Origin of the sequence: Catenulispora sp. EB89 (assembly GCF_041261445.1) — a bacterium.
Taxonomy (GTDB): Bacteria; Actinomycetota; Actinomycetes; order Streptomycetales; family Catenulisporaceae; genus Catenulispora.
Map to the genome: position 1 here is coordinate 22,077 of NZ_JBGCCU010000045.1, position 15,010 is coordinate 37,086.

Sequence of the window (15,010 nt, forward strand, 5' to 3'; positions counted from 1 at the left end):
CATGATATCCGAGCTGCCGTGCGCCGCTCGGGCGCGCTAATCACCAGGTCCTGGCTTCGGCGACATGCCCGTCCGGCCTGATCAGGACTGACCCCGGGGCGTCCCAGCCGTCCCGCAGGGCCCATGCGGGACCGGCGACAGCGGTCGCGGCGATGAGCGCTGCGCCGTCGTCGGCGTCGTCGGTGCCTACTGCGGGACCGCCGACGGTCAGCCGGACGAACCGGCCGGGGCCGATCTCGCGCAGCAGCTCGTAAAGCCGGACCGGGGGAGCCGCGTCGCGTTCGAGGAGCAAGTCGGGGACCCGGGCGCCGAGCCGCGCGTCTTCAGCGTCGTTGCCATCCTTGCCGTCCTGCGCCGTCGGATACCGCACCGCGATCCCCGACAGCCGCCGCGCGTACTGCAGGTTGACCTCCGGATGCTCGGCCAGCAGCGCCTCGAACCGCGCCCGCAGCGCCGCGCCGTCGGCACCGGTCGCCGCGACCAGGCCCATCTGCGCGTGCACGTCCTCCAGCACGCGTTCCCCGGCCGGCCGCCGCTCCGCCTCATAGCCGTCCAGCAGCTCGTCCACAGTGTCCGGAACGCTGCCGTCGCGCTCCGCCCGCACGGCCGCGATCAGCCGCCACGCCAGATTGTGCGCGTCCTGGATCCCCAGGTTCATGCCCTGGCCGCCCATCGGGAAGTGCACGTGCGCCGCGTCTCCGGCCAGTAGCACCCGGCCGTCGCGGTAGCGGTCTGCCTGCGAAGCCGAGTTGCCGATCGTCGAGACCCGCTCGACCTCGCCGAGGCCGTAGTCGGTCCCGGTGATCCGGATCAGCGACTCGCGCACCGTCTCCGCGGTCCACGGCTTGCTCAGGTCGGTCATCACCGCGTGGTCGATGGTGGAGACGACGAACCGGCCGTCCGGCAGCGGGATCACGAACAGCAGCCCCTGTTCGTTGCCCTGCATGTACTGCTCCGGCGGCGGCGGATCCTTCAGCTCGACCAGCGCGGCCGGGCTGAGCAGGGTGTCGGGGGTGCCGCTGAAGCCGATGCCGGCGGCCTCGCGCACCGCGCTGTGCGCCCCGTCGCAGCCCACGACGAAGCGCGCGCCGACGGTCTGCTCGGCGCCGTCGTGCCGCACCGTCGCCACGACGCGATCGTCCTGCTGCCGCACGTCCACGACCCGCCGCCCGCGCAGCACCTCGCCGCCGCAGCGGTTCAGGTGCGTCTCCAGCATCTCCTCGGTCTGGGCCTGCGGCTGGAGCAGGATGTGCGGGAACGAGGTCGGCAGCACCGCGAAGTCCAGCCGCGAGGCCCCCATCGCGAAATGCCACGTCGGCACCCGCCGACTGGTCGCCACCATCGGCGCCGCGGCCCCGCGCGAATCGAAGATCTCCAGCGTCCGCGGATGCACCACGAACCCGCGCGACCACGCCGCCCGGTTCTCCCGCGCCTCCACGACCATGACCCGCACCCCGGCCGCGCACAGCTCCGCGGCCACCCAGCAGCCGACGGGTCCGGCCCCGACGACCAGCACCTCGATATCCGGCGGTGACGACATCCGTTCCTCCCGGTCGGGCGCGAGTACGAACGATGATAGCGAACGGGCTGCCGGCGGACTGCAACCTTCCGGCACACAGCCTGCTCGGAAGCTGTGACGGCAAGCCGAAGGGGCATCACGGGGCGGGAGGGGTTCGGTGGACCGGCTCGAAGGGTTCGCGGAGTACGCGGGGGCGCGCCAGCGGCACCTGCGCAGGAGCGCCTACCTGCTGTGCGGCGACTGGCATCTGGCCGAGGACCTGACCCAGACGGCGATGGTCAACCTGTGCCGGAGCTGGGGGAGGGCGAGACAGGCGGTGTCGCTGGACGCGTACGCGCACACCGTGCTCGTCAACACCTTCCTTCGCTACAAGCGCAGGTACCAGCGGCAGGCGGATCGGGCGGCGGCGTACTCCTCGGGGCAGCCCGACGTGGCTCCCGCGGATTCGCCGGAGCTGCGCCTGTCGCTCCAGGCCGCGCTGCTCCAGCTTCCACCGCGGGCGCGCGCCGTGGTGGTACTGCGGTTCTGGGAGGACATGAGCGTGGAGGCCACGGCCGACGCGCTCGGGTGCTCCGTCGGCAACGTCAAGAGCCAGACGTCCCGGGCCCTGGCCAGGCTGCGGGAGATCGTCGGCGATTCCCTCATCGACAGCGGACTCCGGTAGACGTGCTCCGGGGAGACGGAAGAGTATCTGATGACTGACGACATGTTCCCCGGCCAGGACCGGGACGGTTTCCCAGAGCCCGGCGGCGCTTTCGCCGGCTCCTTCGCGGACGAGCCGCCGCTGACGGACATGGTGCCGCGCGCCGTCGCGGTCTACGAGCGCGGCCGCCGGCGGCGGCAGGCCGCCGGCGTGGGCGGCGGGGTCGCGGCGGTGGCGGCGACGGTGCTGGTGGCGACGCAGGTGCTCGGCGGTCCGGGACCCGGGACGCGGGGGACTGGGGCGTTGTCGGGTTCGGCGACGCCGACTCATGTGCCGACGCCGGTCACGTCCGCGTCAACACCGACGTCGACGCCGCCATCGTCGCCGCGTTCGACGCCGCCGGGCGGACCCTGCGACCGGACCTTCTCGCTCTCCGACGTCGGCACGAACGTGGTACCGATGCCGAACCAGGCCACGGCGCACCAGGTGTGCCACGAGGGGCTGGCGGCCATGGCCGGGATGCTCCCGGGGCACACGTGGACACCGATCGTGGACCCGTTCGCTTCCAACGGCACCTACCTGGCGGACAGTTACGCCCCCGACGGCAACGCGAAGATCGCGCTCGCGACCAGCATCAGTACCAAGCCGTACTTCACGGCGCACTGCTCGAACGTCTGGTACCCGCACACGTCGTGCCAGGACGTGACGCTGGCCGAGGGCATGAGCGGCATCGAATTCGGCGGGGAGCCCAGCGGCGGCAAGCCGGGCGGGTACACGCTCTACGTCGATCTCGCCGGCGGGCGCCAGTTCCAGTTCCAGACCGGCTTCGAGGCCGGCGGGCCGCGGGCGCTGACGCTCGACGGGTTCCTGAAGCTGGTGAAGAGCACGGCCTTCGCCGACTACCTGAAGCAGTACAAGACGGTCCTCGGTTCGTGAGCGACGGCCCACGCGTGCTTCCCGACTCGGCGGCGCGCGTGGCCGCCTGGCTGTCCGTCTCCTTGACCGGCCCGGCACGGCACAATGTCCTTCGTGCTTACTCCCACCGATGAGACCCTGCTGCGCCGCGCGATCGACATCGCGGCGAACGCCGTCACCCTCGGCGACGCGCCGTACGGCTCCCTGCTCGCCGACGCCGCCGGCACCATCCTCATCGAGGAGCACAACACCGTCCGGCGCGACAACGACATCGCCGCCCACCCGGAACTGAAGCTCGCACGCTGGGCCGCCCGCGAGCTCAGCCCGGAAGCCGCCGCGGCGACGACCATGTACACCAGCTGCCAGCCGTGCGGCATGTGCACCGGCGGGATCGTGCGCTCGGGGCTCGGGCGCGTGGTGTTCGCGCTGGCCACCGCGCAGCTGGTCGAGCTGAACCCGGGGTCGGGCTGGCCCGAGGTGCCGCAGGAGGGGCCGGCGCTGTTCGAGGCGGCGCGGGTGCCGATCGAGGCCTTCTACCGGAAGTAGCGCCCGCGACCTCAGCGGCTATGGCGTGTAAGGCAGCTGCGGCACGTCGAAACAGTTGGTGTCCATATCAGGCACCTGCGTCACCCACCCGCCCTTGCCGCCCTGCGCCGAGTCCTGCCAGCGCGCCGCGTTCAGGCAGGCGTGCGTCGTGCCGGTCGGCGGCGGGGTCGGGACGAACGAGGCCGGCAGGATCAGGTTGTGCGCGTCGTACGGCTGCGGGCGATTCATGAACGTCTCGACGCAGGCGCGCGTCACGTTCGCGCCGCACGAGCCGATCGCGTCGGTGAGCCACTGCGCCGCCGCCCAGCCCTCCAGGTCCCACGCCGACAGCTGGGACACCTGGTCCGGGAAGTAGCGGGCCATCGCCGCGCGGAACTGCGCGACCGCCGGGTACTGGGTGTCCTCGTAGTTGCGGCTGGAGGACGTGGCCCACAGGACGTTGCGGCACGCGGGGGAGGAGCGGTAGTCGTCGCGGACCGACTCGCCCCAGTTCTCGACGTTCGTGACCTTCGCCAGGACGCTCACGCCGGCGGCGTCCATCGCGTTGCACAGCGCGGCGTTGCCTCGGGTGTCCATGGCGTCGAACAGGAGCTGGGTGCCGTCGGCCTTCATCGCCGCCGCGACCGCCTGGAAGTCGGGGAGCGCGAGGTCCACGGTCTGGGAGACGACGTGGTAGCCCTCGGCGTGCAGGCCGGCGGCGAGCTGGGAGGCGTAGCGCGTGGAGTCGGCCTGGTTGTAGGCGACGACCGCGGCCCGGGCGGAGCCGAGGCGCTGCTTGAAGAAGCGGAAGATCTCCGTGCTCTGATACAGCGTGCCGTTCCAGCCGACGGTGCGGCCGTCGCGCGGCGAGCTGCTGCCGCCGATCGCGTACAGGTGCGGGTACTGGTCGTAGACGGTGGTGATCGGCTGGCCGCCGACGTCGGGGACGTCCTTCTTGCTGACGTAGTCGGCGCCCGCGTAGTCCAGCGCCGCCGTGGCGTTCAGGGCGAAGACCTGGTCGTGGTCGATGAGCTGGTGGACGCAGTCTTGGTTGCCGATGCCGCTGCCCCCGTCGTCGCAGACGGTGGCGGCGACGGTGCGGCCGTGGACGCCGCCGCTGTCGTTGAGGGCGCGGAAGAAGGCCTGGGCGCCGTAGCTGGGGCCGCTGAAGGCGGTGGAGCCGACCGGGCTGGTGAGCGAGGCCAGGATGCCGATGCGGATCTGGGTCGGGGTGACGCCGGTGTCGCTGGCGGGGTTTTGGCTGCCATTGCTAGCGCTACCGCCACCACTCCCACTCCCACTCCCACTGCCGCTGCCAGGCGTGGGCCGCGCGCTGAACGCGCTGGACGGCAGACGAGTCCCGCAGCCGGTCGCAGCCGTCACCGTCATCATCGCCGACGTCGTGATCAGCGCGACCAGGCCGGCGCTCCGACGCACGGCTAGCTGCATCCCGGCAGCGACGTATTGCCGGTGAGGGCGACGAGCCCGCACAGCGTCGCGTCGGCGACCTTCCACGTCCCGTCCTGCAGCACGGCCTTTCCGGTGGCGTTCGGCTCCACGACGGTGCCTTGTAGCGACAGCGCGTACGTCACGGTCGCCGTGGTCGCCGAGGTGAACGCCACGTTCGTCACCGCCGCCGACACCTGACCGACGCGCGGGTCGGCCGCGAAGCCCTGGAGGAGCGGGGCCAGGACGGTGCCGTTCTCCAGGTACTTCTCCTTGTTCGGGATCGTGGTCTTCGGATCGAAGAACGTCTCCCAGTTCTGCTTGATCTGCGCCGTCGCGGCCGCCGCATCAGCCGGCCCGGCGCTGCTGGCGGTTCCTGTCGGCGACGAGGACGCCGAACTCGACGGTGACGGTGACGGTGACGAGGTCGTGGTAGTGCTCGTGCCACTTGTCGACGAGGACGAGGGTTTACTACTCCCTCCGCCGCACGCCGACACCGCCATCAACGCCACGACCGCGGCCCCGGCAGCGAGCGTGCGTCCATAGGGGGCCCTGGCGCGTCGCGTCATCGACATGGCTCTCACTCCGCCTTTGCTGCGATCGAAGGACTTCCGCCATCCCCAGCATGTCCTTTTATGTATAAACCGCAACACAAGCGGTAGAAACCTGCCATGGCCCGGTTGCCACACTTCCCGGCGACCCCCGCGACGCCGACCCTGACGCGCGCGGTCCGCGAATGGTCCGGCTGGCTCGTCACCGCGGCCGGCGCGGTCCTCTGCGTCCTGGGCTGGTACGGCGTCTCCGGCGAAAGCGTGATCGAACAGCAACTGCCCTACCTGGCCTCAGCCACCATCCCCGGCGCCGCCATGATCGTCGCCGGCGCGACCCTGATCGCCTCCCGCCCGAACCACCGCACAGACCACACCGACCAGCGCATCGAGACCCTCTACGCCCTCCTGGTCGCAGACCCGAGCACCCCCGAACCCCCCAAACCCCCACACGACGAACCCGCAGCCCCCGAATCCCTACTCGCCGTCCCCGGCGGCACCCTCTACCACCGCCGCGACTGCCCCCTGATCGCCGACAAGCCCACAGCCGAACCCATCGACACCGCCACCATCATCGAACGCTCGCTCACCCCCTGCCCGGTCTGCGAGCCCCCACCGCCGCCTGGCGCAGGTCGGCCGGCCCCCGACGGCCCCGCTTCCGGCCCGGCCCCCCTCGCCGACCAGCCCACCCCAGATCCCAGCGCCCCCCGCCGCGACCAGCCCGCCGCCGGTGCCAGCCGCGCCGCGCCCGACAAGCCCGCCGCCGACTCTGGCCCCGCCGGCCCCGAGCTCTCTGCTGCCGATCGCCCCGCCGCCGGTGCTGGCCGCGCCGAGCCCGACCAGCCAGCTGCCGACTCCAGCCGCCCCGGCCCCGAGCATTCCGCCGCCGACCGCCCCGCCTTCGCTCACGGTTCGGCCTGCTTGACCGCCGACCCACCTGCCGCCGACTCCAGCCGCCCCGGCCCCGAGCATCCCGCCGCCGACCGTTCTGCTCCCGCTCCGGGCCCGGACCCCTTCGCTGCTGGTCCGCCTGCAACCGGCCAGCCCGCCGCCGACTCCGGCCGCGCCACCCCCGACCACCCCACCCCCTAATGCCCCTCCTCACCGAACCCGCCACCCTCAGCCTCACCATCGACCTGGCCATCGCCGGCCTGGCCGTCGGCAGCGCCGCCGCCCTCAGCGGCATCGGCCTCGTCGTCACCTACCGGGCGACCGGCGTCCTCAACCTCGCGCAGGGTGCGCAGGCGATGGTCGTCGCCTACCTGCTGCGCGAGCTGGTCGTGGTCTGGCACTGGCCGGTCGGCTTGGCCGCGGCCCTCTGCCTCCTGGTCGTCGCGCCGGGGCTCGGCGTCGTGCTCGAGCTTGGCGTCTTCCGTCCGTTGCAGCGGCGGGGTGCCGGGCCGGCCGAGACCATGGTCGCCACCATCGGTGTCTTCATCCTCCTGACCGGCGCCGTCGTCCTCCTGTGGGGTACCGGCCCCTACGCCGACGCGCCGTCGCTCGTCCCCAGCACGCCCTTCACCCTCCCCGGCGGCCATCCCGTGCGCCTGGACACCGCGGTGCAGCTCGGCGTCGTGCTCGTGCTCAGCGCGCTGGTCGCCGGCGTCACCCGCTACACGCCGTTCGGTCTCCAGCTCCGCGCCGTCGTCGACGACCGGCGCCTCGCCGAGCTCTCAGGCGTGAACGCCGGCCGCGTCTCGGCGATCGGCTGGGCCTTCGGCTCCTTCACCGCCGGCCTGGTCGGCGTGCTGCTCGCGCCGAACCTCCTGCTCGACCCGTACGGCCTGTCCCTGCTCGTCATGGAGACCATGGCCGTGGCCGTCGCGGGACGGCTGCGCAGCGTCGGCGTGGCCGTCGCGGTCGGCCTGGGCTTGGGCGTCGCAGGGAGCGAACTCACCCGGCTGCGACCCGGCGGCCAGATCCTGCCGCTGGTCCAGGCCGTGCAGTCGAACCTGTTCGTGATCGCGCTCCTGGTCGTCGTGCTCCTCCAGGGCCGCCTCGGCACCGGCACGCAAGCGCCCCCGGCGCGCGCCGGCGCCAGCGCCCGAGTCGGACGCCTCCTGCCCGAACGCGGTGCCGGCGCCGTCGCCGCGATGGCCTGCACCGTCCTGCTCCTCATGCCCCTCGGCTTCCGCGGCCCCGACCTGCGCAACGCGCTCCAGGTCCCGGCCCTCGCGCTGGTCCTGCTCTCGGTCGTGGTCGTGACCGGCTACGGCGGCCAGGTCTCCCTTGGCCAAGCCGGGTACGCCGGCATGGGAGCCCTCGGCACCGCCCTGTTCATGTCCGGCAAGGTCCCCGGCGTCCCCGCCATGCCGGCGATCCCCGCCCTCCTGTGCGCGGTCCTGCTCACCATCCCCCTCGGCCTGCTCACCGGCTGGCCCGCGATCCGCCGCCGCGGCCTGGCCCTGGCCCTGGTGACGTTCGCCGTCGGCACCGCCATGAGCCGCTTCGTCTTCGACCAGCCCTACGCCACCACCGGCCTGCTCCTGGACCGCCCCGGCTTCCTCGCCGACAACCGTGCCTTCTACGCCGCCGAGCTGGCTCTCCTCGCGCTCGGCGTGGTCATCGTCCGCAACCTGCACCGGGGCCGCCTCGGCCGAGCCCTGACAGCGCTCCGCGACCACGAAGCCGGAGCCTCCGCCGCCGGACTGAACGTGCCCTGGCTCAAAGTCTTCGCCTTCCTCACCGGCGCCGGCCTGGCCGCGCTCGGCGGCGGCCTGATGGGCCTCGGCGGCCGGGCCTTCAACGCCGCGACCTTCGACCCCTTACAAGGCCTCATCTGGTTCGCCACCGTCGTCGTCGCCGGCGCGGACAGCGCACTCGGCGCGGTCCTGGCCGCCGCGCTGCTGGTCGGCCTGGACACCGGCACGGCCCAGGGCATCTCGACCGTCGTCGTCGGCGCCCTGGCTCTCGGCATCGGCCGCATGCCCGGCGGCCTCGCGGGGACGCTGGCACGCCTCACCACGAGCGCGGGCTTCAGCGCCACGCGCGCCCCGCTCCCACCACCGTCGGCCCGGCTCACCCCCCTCGGCGAACGCGTCCGCGCCCGCATCGCCGCCGGACAGAGCCGACCATGAATACTTCAGCCCGCCTCACCGCCCGAGGAATCGTCCGCCACTTCGGCGGCGTCCTGGCCGTGGACGGCGTCGACCTCTCCGTCCCACCCGGCCGCATCACCGCTCTCGTCGGCCCCAACGGCGCAGGCAAAAGCACCCTCTTCGACTGCCTCAGCGGCGCCCTGCGCCCCGACGCAGGCCGCGTCATCCTCGGCGGCAAAGACATCGCCCGCCTCCCCGACTACCGCCGAGCCCGCCTCGGCCTGGCCCGCACCTTCCAGCAGCTCTCGATCTTCCCCGGCCTCACCGTGGCCGAGAACGTCCGCATCGGCGCCGAAGCCCGCCCCGGCGGCACCGTCCGAGGCCTGATCGGCCTCCCCGACCCCGCCCCCGACCGCGAAGCGGCGGCGCTCGCCACCGACCGGGCCCTGCGCCTCGCCGGCCTGGCGGCCCTGCGCGACCACCCGGTCTCCGACCTGCCGACCGGCACGCTCCGCATGGTCGAACTCGCCCGCGCGCTCGCCGGCACCCCCCGCGTACTGCTCCTCGACGAACCCGCCGCCGGCCTGGACGCCGCCGAAGCCGCCCGCCTCGCCGCGATGCTGCGCGCGCTCAGCGCCGAAGGCATGGCGCTCCTCCTGGTGGAACACGACGTCGACCTCGTCGCAGAGCTCGCCGACACCGTCTGCGTGATGGCCGCCGGCCGCGTCGTCGCCCGCGGTCCGGCCGCGACGGTGCTCGCCGATCCCGAGGTCGGCGCCCTGTGGGGCAAGGCATGAGCGTCGAGGCGGAGCTGCGCGACGCCCGCGTCCGCTACGGCCCACTCGAAGCGCTGCACGGCGTCGACCTCGCTTTCCCCATAGGCCGCGTCACCGTCCTGATCGGCCGCAACGGCGCCGGCCGCACCACCGCGCTGCGCGCCCTGGCCGGCGTGGTCCCGCTCTCCGCAGGACGCTGCCTCTGGCAGGGACGCGACGTCACCGGCCTTCCCGCCTACCGCCGCGCCCGCCTCGGCCTGGCCTTCGTCCCCGCCGAGCACGCGGTGTTCGGCTCGCTGACCGTCGCCGAGAACCTGGGCCCGGCCGCGCACGCCAGCCCCGAGGTCGCCGAGACCTTCCCCGAACTGCTCGCCTTGTTCGACCGCCGCGCCGAGACCCTGTCCGGCGGCCAGCGGCAGCTGGTCGCCTTGTGTCGAGCCCTGCTTCGCCGACCACGCCTCCTCGTGCTCGACGAACCCGACCGCGGCCTGGCCCCGGCCGTCGTCGCCCGCCTGCACCGACGGCTGCTGGCGATGGCGGCCGAGGGTCGCACGGTTGTGCTGGCGGCGCAGTCGCTCCCTGCGACACTCGGCGCCGCCGGAGTCGTGCACGTCCTCAACCGCGGCCGCGTCGCCTTCAGCGGCGAGCCGGGGGAGCTTCCGCTGTCCGAGTGAAGCAGCACGCGGCGCCGTCACTCATTGGGGTCCCTCAGCTGGCCTTTCGCCGTCAGTACTCGGACACTGACGCTGTGACCAAGACACGCATCGCGTGCGCCGTTGTCGGCGTGCTCTCCCTTGTCGCCGCCGCACTGATGGCGTGGTGGATCACGCCGAGCTATGTGGCCCGGATCCCGGACGGCAAGAACATCTCCCGCAACTACGAGGGGACGTTCCAGAGCCTCCTCGATCCGACGGCGCTGGCCTCGGGCAACCTGCTCGGCGCGATCAAGCAGAACGTGCCGATGTCGGTGGCGCAGGACGTGAAGGTCGAGAAGACCTCCGGCGGCAAGGCCCTGATCAGCGACTCGCGGACGACGTCGGCCGGCGGGACCAAGGTCGAGCAGACCAAGTGGGAGTACGCGGTGGACCGCAAGTCGCTGGAGGCGGTGAGCAGCCATCCCAGCAGCTGGAACGTCATCCCCGCGCAGGGGCTGACGGTGAGCTGGCCCTTCGGCGCGAAGAAGAAGAACTACCAGGGGTGGACCCCGGAGACGCAGACCGTGGCGACGCTGACGTATCTGCGGTCGGAGAAGAAGCAGGGCATCACGACGTACGTCTACGAGGCCAAGGTCTCCCCGACGAAGATCGTGGACCCGCAGATCCTGGCCACGCTGCCCAAGCAGCTGCCCTCCAGCCTGCTCAAGCTGCTCGGGACGGCCGGCGCGCTGCCCGCCGCGCAGGCCGGGCAGCTGGCGCAGATCCTGCCGGAGCTGCCGGCCGAGGTGACGCTGGCGTACACGTTCCAGGACGACTCCACGTTCTGGATCGACCCGAACACCGGCCTGGTGATCGATGTGCAGCGCAACCAGCAGCGGGTGGCGGCGATCGCGCTGCCGAACGGCACGACGGTCCCGCTGATCCCGGCGGTCGCGGCCACGTACCAGACCGCTCCGGCGAGCGCTCAGAGTGCTGCCGACGACGCGCGGCACGGACGCACGGTGATCCGCTGGCTCGGGGTGTACCTGCCGATCATCCTGCTGGCGCTCGGGTTCGTGCTGCTGGTGCTGGCCGGCGGGCTGGGGCTGCTGCGCGGGCGGCGGCAGCGGCCGGTGGCGCCGGCCTCGGGGTCGTCGGCGACGGGGTCGTCGGGGACGCCGCCTCAGGAGTGAGACCGCGCGACAGGATCCGCTGAACAGGATCCAGCGACACAAGGGTGGCGGCCGATTGGCCGCCACCCTTTCGCATGCCCGCGTATTCATGCCCATGCGCCGACGAGGCCCGACGCATGAGTCTTTTTGCCAGCCTTTGATCCTTGTTTGACAGAACATTCCTTTACGTCCTGCCACGGTAGTCGCACCCTGTGAATCACCGAGCACCGTACCGCACTGTCAGGAGAAGCAATGCCCACAAAGCACTCCACCCGCCGCCTGCTCCGCAACACCGCCGTCGCCCTGGCCGCCGGAGCCGCCGCCCTCAGCTTCACCACCGGCCCGGCCCAGGCGCACGCTCCCGCCCCCGCCGCGAAGCACCACGGCGTCAAGCCGATCCACGCTCGCACCGTCAGCCATTCCACGCACGGCCTCACCAGCGCCAACACCCTGTCGCTCCAGACGAGCGACAGCACCGGGGCGGTGTCTCCGACGCCGACGGTGTACCTCGTCTTCTGGGGTTCCCAGTGGCACACCAACGACACCGCGGGCGTGGCCGACGACCTGCAGGGGCTCTTCAACGGCCTCTACGGGGATCAGGACACCTGGGGCACGATCATGAACCAGTACTGCGAGGGCATCGCGGCCGGCGCCACCGACTGCAGCTCCGGCGGCACGGCGATCCAGCACCCCACCTCGTCGCCGCTGGCCGGCGTGTGGTTCGACGACGCCAGCGCCGAGCCGGACAGCCCGGCCGCCTCCGACCTGGCGACCGAAGCGGCCAACGCCGCGGCGCACTTCGGCAACACGACGCAGGACCCGAACAACAACGCGCAGTACGTCATCGTCTCGGCGTCCGGGACCCACCCCGACGGCTTCCCGAACAGCGGCTTCTGCGGCTGGCACGACCAGACGCAGTCCGCCTACGGGACGCTGGCCTACACGAACCTGCCGTACGTCCCCGACATGGGAGCCGGCGCCTGCACCACGGAGACCGACGGCCGCATGCTCTCCGGCATCGAGTCGACGGAGACGCACGAGTACGCCGAGACGCTCACCGACTTCTGGCCGACCAACGGCTGGTACAACGCCAACGGCGGCGAGATCGGCGACGAGTGCGTGAACCTGGACGCCTACGAGACGCTGTCGACGGGGACGTACGACGTGCAGGGGTTGTGGTCGAACAGCGCCGACAACTGCGTGACGTCGGGCTGACGGCCGACCGGTCGGGTAACGCTTGCTTCGCGCTCACGCCTGGTGCGTGGGCGCGAAGCTTCTGCGGGCGCCGCCTCAACAAAAGACGATCGCGTGCCCGCTCTCCACACTCGCCGAGCAAGCCCCATAAAGCGTCGTCCACGCAAACCGCTCCGCATCGAACGCCTCAGCATCCGCGAACCCGCCGGCCACCGCCTCCTCCGCCGTGTTCGGTGCCCCCTTCTCGTCGATCGCCACCCCGATCGACGCCGCGAACCCGACCAACTCGGCCAGCAACCGCTGGCTGGACCCGACCATCCCGGCCCCCGCGACCTCGGCCTCCTCAGGCAGGAACAGCGGGTCCGCGAAGTCGACCGGGACGTAGTACCCGGCGTAGTCCGCGTGGCAGAGCAGGTGCGAGGCGAACATCGTCGACTCGTCGGCGACCTTCTCCATGTCCGCCGCGTACTCCTCCTCGCCGACCGCGGACGCCGCCGTCACCGGCTCCGCGAGCCCTGCGAGCGTGAACGCCCGCCGCAGGTGCGCCAAGTAGCTGTAAGGGAATCCGCCGGAGAAGTCGTGCTCGCCATCCGCGTGGATGACCTCCGGCTCGTGCCACTCGACCCCCTCCGCCGCCAGCGCCCGCGACAGCCGCTCGAAGCCGTCGCGGTGCGCGACGAAGCCCTCGGGGTCGTTCCGCGCCTGATCACACAGCATGCCCACCGAAATACCCAGTCCCATGGCCGACCACGGTACGGCCCGCCGCCGACAGCGCCCCTGCCAGCGTCCCCGACACCGCCGCATATGATCACCTTCATGCGCGTGGACGAGAAGGCCGCCCACGACACCGCCGCGCCCCACCCGGCCGCCCTCACCACCTCGCTGCTGATCGCGATCATCCTCGCGGCCGCGAACCTGCGCGGCGGCATCACCGGTGTCGGCCCGCTGCTGCCGACCGTCGAGCACGCCACCGGCCTGTCCGAGACCTGGGGCGGACTGCTGGTCACGCTGCCGCTGCTGACCTTCGCCTCGACCTCGCCGCTGGCCGGCCGCGCCGCCCGCCGCTACGGGGCGCCGCGCGTCCTCGCGCTGTCGCTGCCGGTCCTGGCCGCGGGCCTGGTCATCCGCTCGCTGCCGGGCATCGCGTTCCTGTTCGGCGGGACCGTGGTCATCGCCGCCGCGATCGCCGTCGGCAACGTCCTGCTGCCGCCGATCGTCCGCAGCACGGTGCCCAAGGCCCGGGTCGGGCAGGTCACCAGCCTCTACGTGACCGCCATGGGCCTGGTCGCCGCGATCTCCTCGGGCGTGTCCGTGCCGCTGGCCGACGTCCTGCCCGGTGGCTGGCGCACCGCCCTGGGCTGCTGGGCGCTGCTCGCGGTCCTGGCCATTCCGGCGTGGCTGCCGCACCTGAGCCGGAGACCGGACGTGGCGTCGGGTCCCGCAGCCGTCGCCGCCGCCGACCTTGTCCCCGACCCCGCAGCCGTCCTCGCCGCCAACCGCGCAGCCGTCCCCGCGAAAAGCCCCAGCCTCTGGCGCTCCCCGCTGGCCTGGCAAGTCAGCCTCTTCATGGGCCTGCAATCCCTCGGCTTCTACTCCACGATCTCCTGGCTCCCCAGCATCGTCCACGACCACGGCACCTCCGCGGCCACCGCCGGCTGGGAACTCTTCCTGTTCCAAGCCGTCGGCCTGCTCGCCAGCGTCACGCTGCCCCTGCTCACCCGCCGCAGCCCCGACCAGCGCCTGCTCGCCGCGACCGCCTCCGTGCTCACCGCCGCGGGCTTCGCGCTCCTCGCCGTGGCGCCCGGCCTGGCCGTGCTGACCTGCGTCCTGACCGGCTTCGGCGGCGGCGCGACGCTGGTGTTGGCCCTGACGTTCCAAGGGCAGCGCGCGGCCGAAGGCCCGCAGGCCGCGGCCCTGGCCGCGATGGCGCAGTCCGTCGGCTACCTGGTCGCGGCGATCGGCCCGCTGCTGCTCGGCGCGCTGCACGGCGTCACCGGCGGCTGGGCCGTGCCGCTGACGCTGCTCGCGGCGCTCGCCGCGGTCCAGGCCGTCATCGGGATCGGCGCCGGCCGCGACCTCACGGTGACGAGCCCTCCACCCGGTTCCCCGACAACACCGTCACGATGACGCACACCGCGATGATCGCCTCGGCCCACAGGAACGCCGCGTAGTCCAGGATCGACCCGATCGGCGGGCTCCCCGGCGCGGTGTTCCGGAACGCCGCCAACGCGAACAACGAAGCCGCCATCCACCCCAGCGCTGGCCACGTCAGCCCCTTGCGATGCCGCACCAGGAACCGCGCCCCGATGGCGACCGTGATCGCCAACGCCCACATCGCCGCCATCATGAACAGCGCGAAGGCCAGCTCGGCGTCCACCTTGGTCGAGAACAACACGTCGTTGTTGCTCAGCGTGGTGTTCACCGGAACCTGACGCCCCTCGAACGACGCGGTGAAGTCGATACCGCCACGTCGGTGGTCGAGATTCGCGCGCGGGCCGCGTAGGTTGAGGTTGGCCCGGACCGCCGAGGAAGTCTGGATCACAAGATCGCCGGCGGGGGACAGGCCTGCGGATCGGCGTACGCGCCGCGCGGCACGACC

15 protein-coding genes are annotated in these 15,010 nt (G+C 72.4%); 10 read left to right on the forward strand and 5 right to left on the reverse strand.

Going from position 1 to position 15,010, the window contains the following annotated elements:
- Positions 1–40 precede the first annotated feature (40 nt).
- Positions 41–1,540, reverse strand: a complete 1,500-nt coding sequence (locus ABH920_RS48155; protein WP_370356244.1) for an FAD-dependent monooxygenase — start codon at positions 1,538–1,540, stop codon at positions 41–43.
- Between the two features lie 136 nt (positions 1,541–1,676).
- On the opposite strand from ABH920_RS48155, the gene ABH920_RS48160 reads away from it, so the two are divergent.
- The 3 genes from ABH920_RS48160 to ABH920_RS48170 all read left to right on the forward strand — a co-directional run bounded on the left by ABH920_RS48160 (position 1,677) and on the right by ABH920_RS48170 (position 3,623).
- Entirely contained in the window at positions 1,677–2,183 is a 507-nt protein-coding gene (locus tag ABH920_RS48160) for a SigE family RNA polymerase sigma factor (protein WP_370356247.1), read from the forward strand.
- A 30-nt stretch (positions 2,184–2,213) separates the two neighbouring features.
- Positions 2,214–3,098 carry a hypothetical protein gene (locus ABH920_RS48165; RefSeq protein WP_370356249.1) on the forward strand — a complete coding sequence of 295 codons (885 nt, stop codon included), beginning with the start codon at positions 2,214–2,216 and terminating at the stop codon, positions 3,096–3,098.
- A gap of 93 nt (positions 3,099–3,191) precedes the next feature.
- The gene (locus ABH920_RS48170; RefSeq protein ID WP_370356251.1) at positions 3,192–3,623 is read left to right on the forward strand and encodes a nucleoside deaminase; all 432 of its coding nucleotides are present in this window, start codon (positions 3,192–3,194) and stop codon (positions 3,621–3,623) included.
- A gap of 18 nt (positions 3,624–3,641) precedes the next feature.
- Here ABH920_RS48170 and ABH920_RS48175 read toward each other — a convergent pair whose 3' ends face one another.
- Together ABH920_RS48175 and ABH920_RS48180 are read right to left on the reverse strand one after the other, a co-directional pair.
- Complete coding sequence (locus ABH920_RS48175) at positions 3,642–5,051, reverse strand: ABC transporter substrate-binding protein (protein WP_370356253.1); 1,410 nt, start codon at positions 5,049–5,051, stop codon at positions 3,642–3,644.
- Positions 5,042–5,623 (reverse strand): hypothetical protein, encoded by a 582-nt coding sequence (locus tag ABH920_RS48180; protein WP_370356255.1) that lies wholly within the window; start codon positions 5,621–5,623, stop codon positions 5,042–5,044. Before ABH920_RS48180 ends, ABH920_RS48175 begins: the two co-directional genes overlap by 10 nt.
- 96 nt (positions 5,624–5,719) lie before the next feature.
- Here ABH920_RS48180 and ABH920_RS48185 point away from each other — a divergent pair, with 96 nt between their 5' ends.
- The 6 genes from ABH920_RS48185 (at position 5,720) to ABH920_RS48210 (ending at position 12,432) form a co-directional block, all read left to right on the forward strand.
- Entirely contained in the window at positions 5,720–6,688 is a 969-nt protein-coding gene (locus ABH920_RS48185) for a hypothetical protein (protein WP_370356257.1), read from the forward strand.
- Positions 6,688–8,673 (forward strand): ABC transporter permease, encoded by a 1,986-nt coding sequence (locus tag ABH920_RS48190; RefSeq protein ID WP_370356259.1) that lies wholly within the window; start codon positions 6,688–6,690, stop codon positions 8,671–8,673. The genes ABH920_RS48185 and ABH920_RS48190 overlap by 1 nt, the downstream gene beginning before the upstream one ends.
- On the forward strand, positions 8,670–9,431 hold the full coding sequence (locus ABH920_RS48195) for an ABC transporter ATP-binding protein (RefSeq protein ID WP_370356261.1): 762 nt from the start codon (positions 8,670–8,672) through the stop codon (positions 9,429–9,431). The genes ABH920_RS48190 and ABH920_RS48195 overlap by 4 nt, the downstream gene beginning before the upstream one ends.
- The gene (locus ABH920_RS48200; RefSeq protein ID WP_370356263.1) at positions 9,428–10,084 is read left to right on the forward strand and encodes an ATP-binding cassette domain-containing protein; all 657 of its coding nucleotides are present in this window, start codon (positions 9,428–9,430) and stop codon (positions 10,082–10,084) included. Before ABH920_RS48195 ends, ABH920_RS48200 begins: the two co-directional genes overlap by 4 nt.
- A gap of 74 nt (positions 10,085–10,158) precedes the next feature.
- Positions 10,159–11,238, forward strand: coding sequence for a DUF3068 domain-containing protein (locus ABH920_RS48205; protein ID WP_370356265.1), 1,080 nt, complete (start codon positions 10,159–10,161; stop codon positions 11,236–11,238).
- A gap of 231 nt (positions 11,239–11,469) precedes the next feature.
- The gene (locus tag ABH920_RS48210) at positions 11,470–12,432 is read left to right on the forward strand and encodes a hypothetical protein (protein ID WP_370356267.1); all 963 of its coding nucleotides are present in this window, start codon (positions 11,470–11,472) and stop codon (positions 12,430–12,432) included.
- 75 nt (positions 12,433–12,507) lie between these two features.
- Here ABH920_RS48210 and ABH920_RS48215 read toward each other — a convergent pair whose 3' ends face one another.
- Entirely contained in the window at positions 12,508–13,152 is a 645-nt protein-coding gene (locus ABH920_RS48215; RefSeq protein ID WP_370356269.1) for a hypothetical protein, read from the reverse strand.
- A 75-nt stretch (positions 13,153–13,227) separates the two neighbouring features.
- Here ABH920_RS48215 and ABH920_RS48220 point away from each other — a divergent pair, with 75 nt between their 5' ends.
- Positions 13,228–14,538 (forward strand): CynX/NimT family MFS transporter, encoded by a 1,311-nt coding sequence (locus tag ABH920_RS48220; protein WP_370356271.1) that lies wholly within the window; start codon positions 13,228–13,230, stop codon positions 14,536–14,538.
- On the opposite strand, the gene ABH920_RS48225 is transcribed toward ABH920_RS48220, so the two are convergent.
- Positions 14,489–14,953: a DUF4436 family protein gene (locus tag ABH920_RS48225; protein WP_370356273.1), complete on the reverse strand. Its 465-nt coding sequence runs from the start codon at positions 14,951–14,953 to the stop codon at positions 14,489–14,491. The genes ABH920_RS48220 and ABH920_RS48225 overlap by 50 nt on opposite strands.
- Positions 14,954–15,010 lie beyond the last annotated feature (57 nt).

Excerpts from the sequence above, each read along its gene's own strand:
- ABH920_RS48155 (WP_370356244.1), bottom strand. The coding sequence starts at position 1,540 with ATGTCGTCACCGCCGGATATCGAGGTGCTGGTCGTCGGGGCCGGACCC.
- ABH920_RS48165 (WP_370356249.1), top strand. The coding sequence starts at position 2,214 with ATGACTGACGACATGTTCCCCGGCCAGGACCGGGACGGTTTCCCAGAG.
- ABH920_RS48175 (WP_370356253.1), bottom strand. The coding sequence starts at position 5,051 with ATGCAGCTAGCCGTGCGTCGGAGCGCCGGCCTGGTCGCGCTGATCACG.
- ABH920_RS48180 (WP_370356255.1), bottom strand. The coding sequence starts at position 5,623 with ATGTCGATGACGCGACGCGCCAGGGCCCCCTATGGACGCACGCTCGCT.
- ABH920_RS48185 (WP_370356257.1), top strand. The coding sequence starts at position 5,720 with ATGGCCCGGTTGCCACACTTCCCGGCGACCCCCGCGACGCCGACCCTG.
- ABH920_RS48190 (WP_370356259.1), top strand. The coding sequence starts at position 6,688 with ATGCCCCTCCTCACCGAACCCGCCACCCTCAGCCTCACCATCGACCTG.
- ABH920_RS48195 (WP_370356261.1), top strand. The coding sequence starts at position 8,670 with ATGAATACTTCAGCCCGCCTCACCGCCCGAGGAATCGTCCGCCACTTC.
- ABH920_RS48200 (WP_370356263.1), top strand. The coding sequence starts at position 9,428 with ATGAGCGTCGAGGCGGAGCTGCGCGACGCCCGCGTCCGCTACGGCCCA.
- ABH920_RS48210 (WP_370356267.1), top strand. The coding sequence starts at position 11,470 with ATGCCCACAAAGCACTCCACCCGCCGCCTGCTCCGCAACACCGCCGTC.
- ABH920_RS48215 (WP_370356269.1), bottom strand. The coding sequence starts at position 13,152 with ATGGGACTGGGTATTTCGGTGGGCATGCTGTGTGATCAGGCGCGGAAC.
- ABH920_RS48220 (WP_370356271.1), top strand. The coding sequence starts at position 13,228 with ATGCGCGTGGACGAGAAGGCCGCCCACGACACCGCCGCGCCCCACCCG.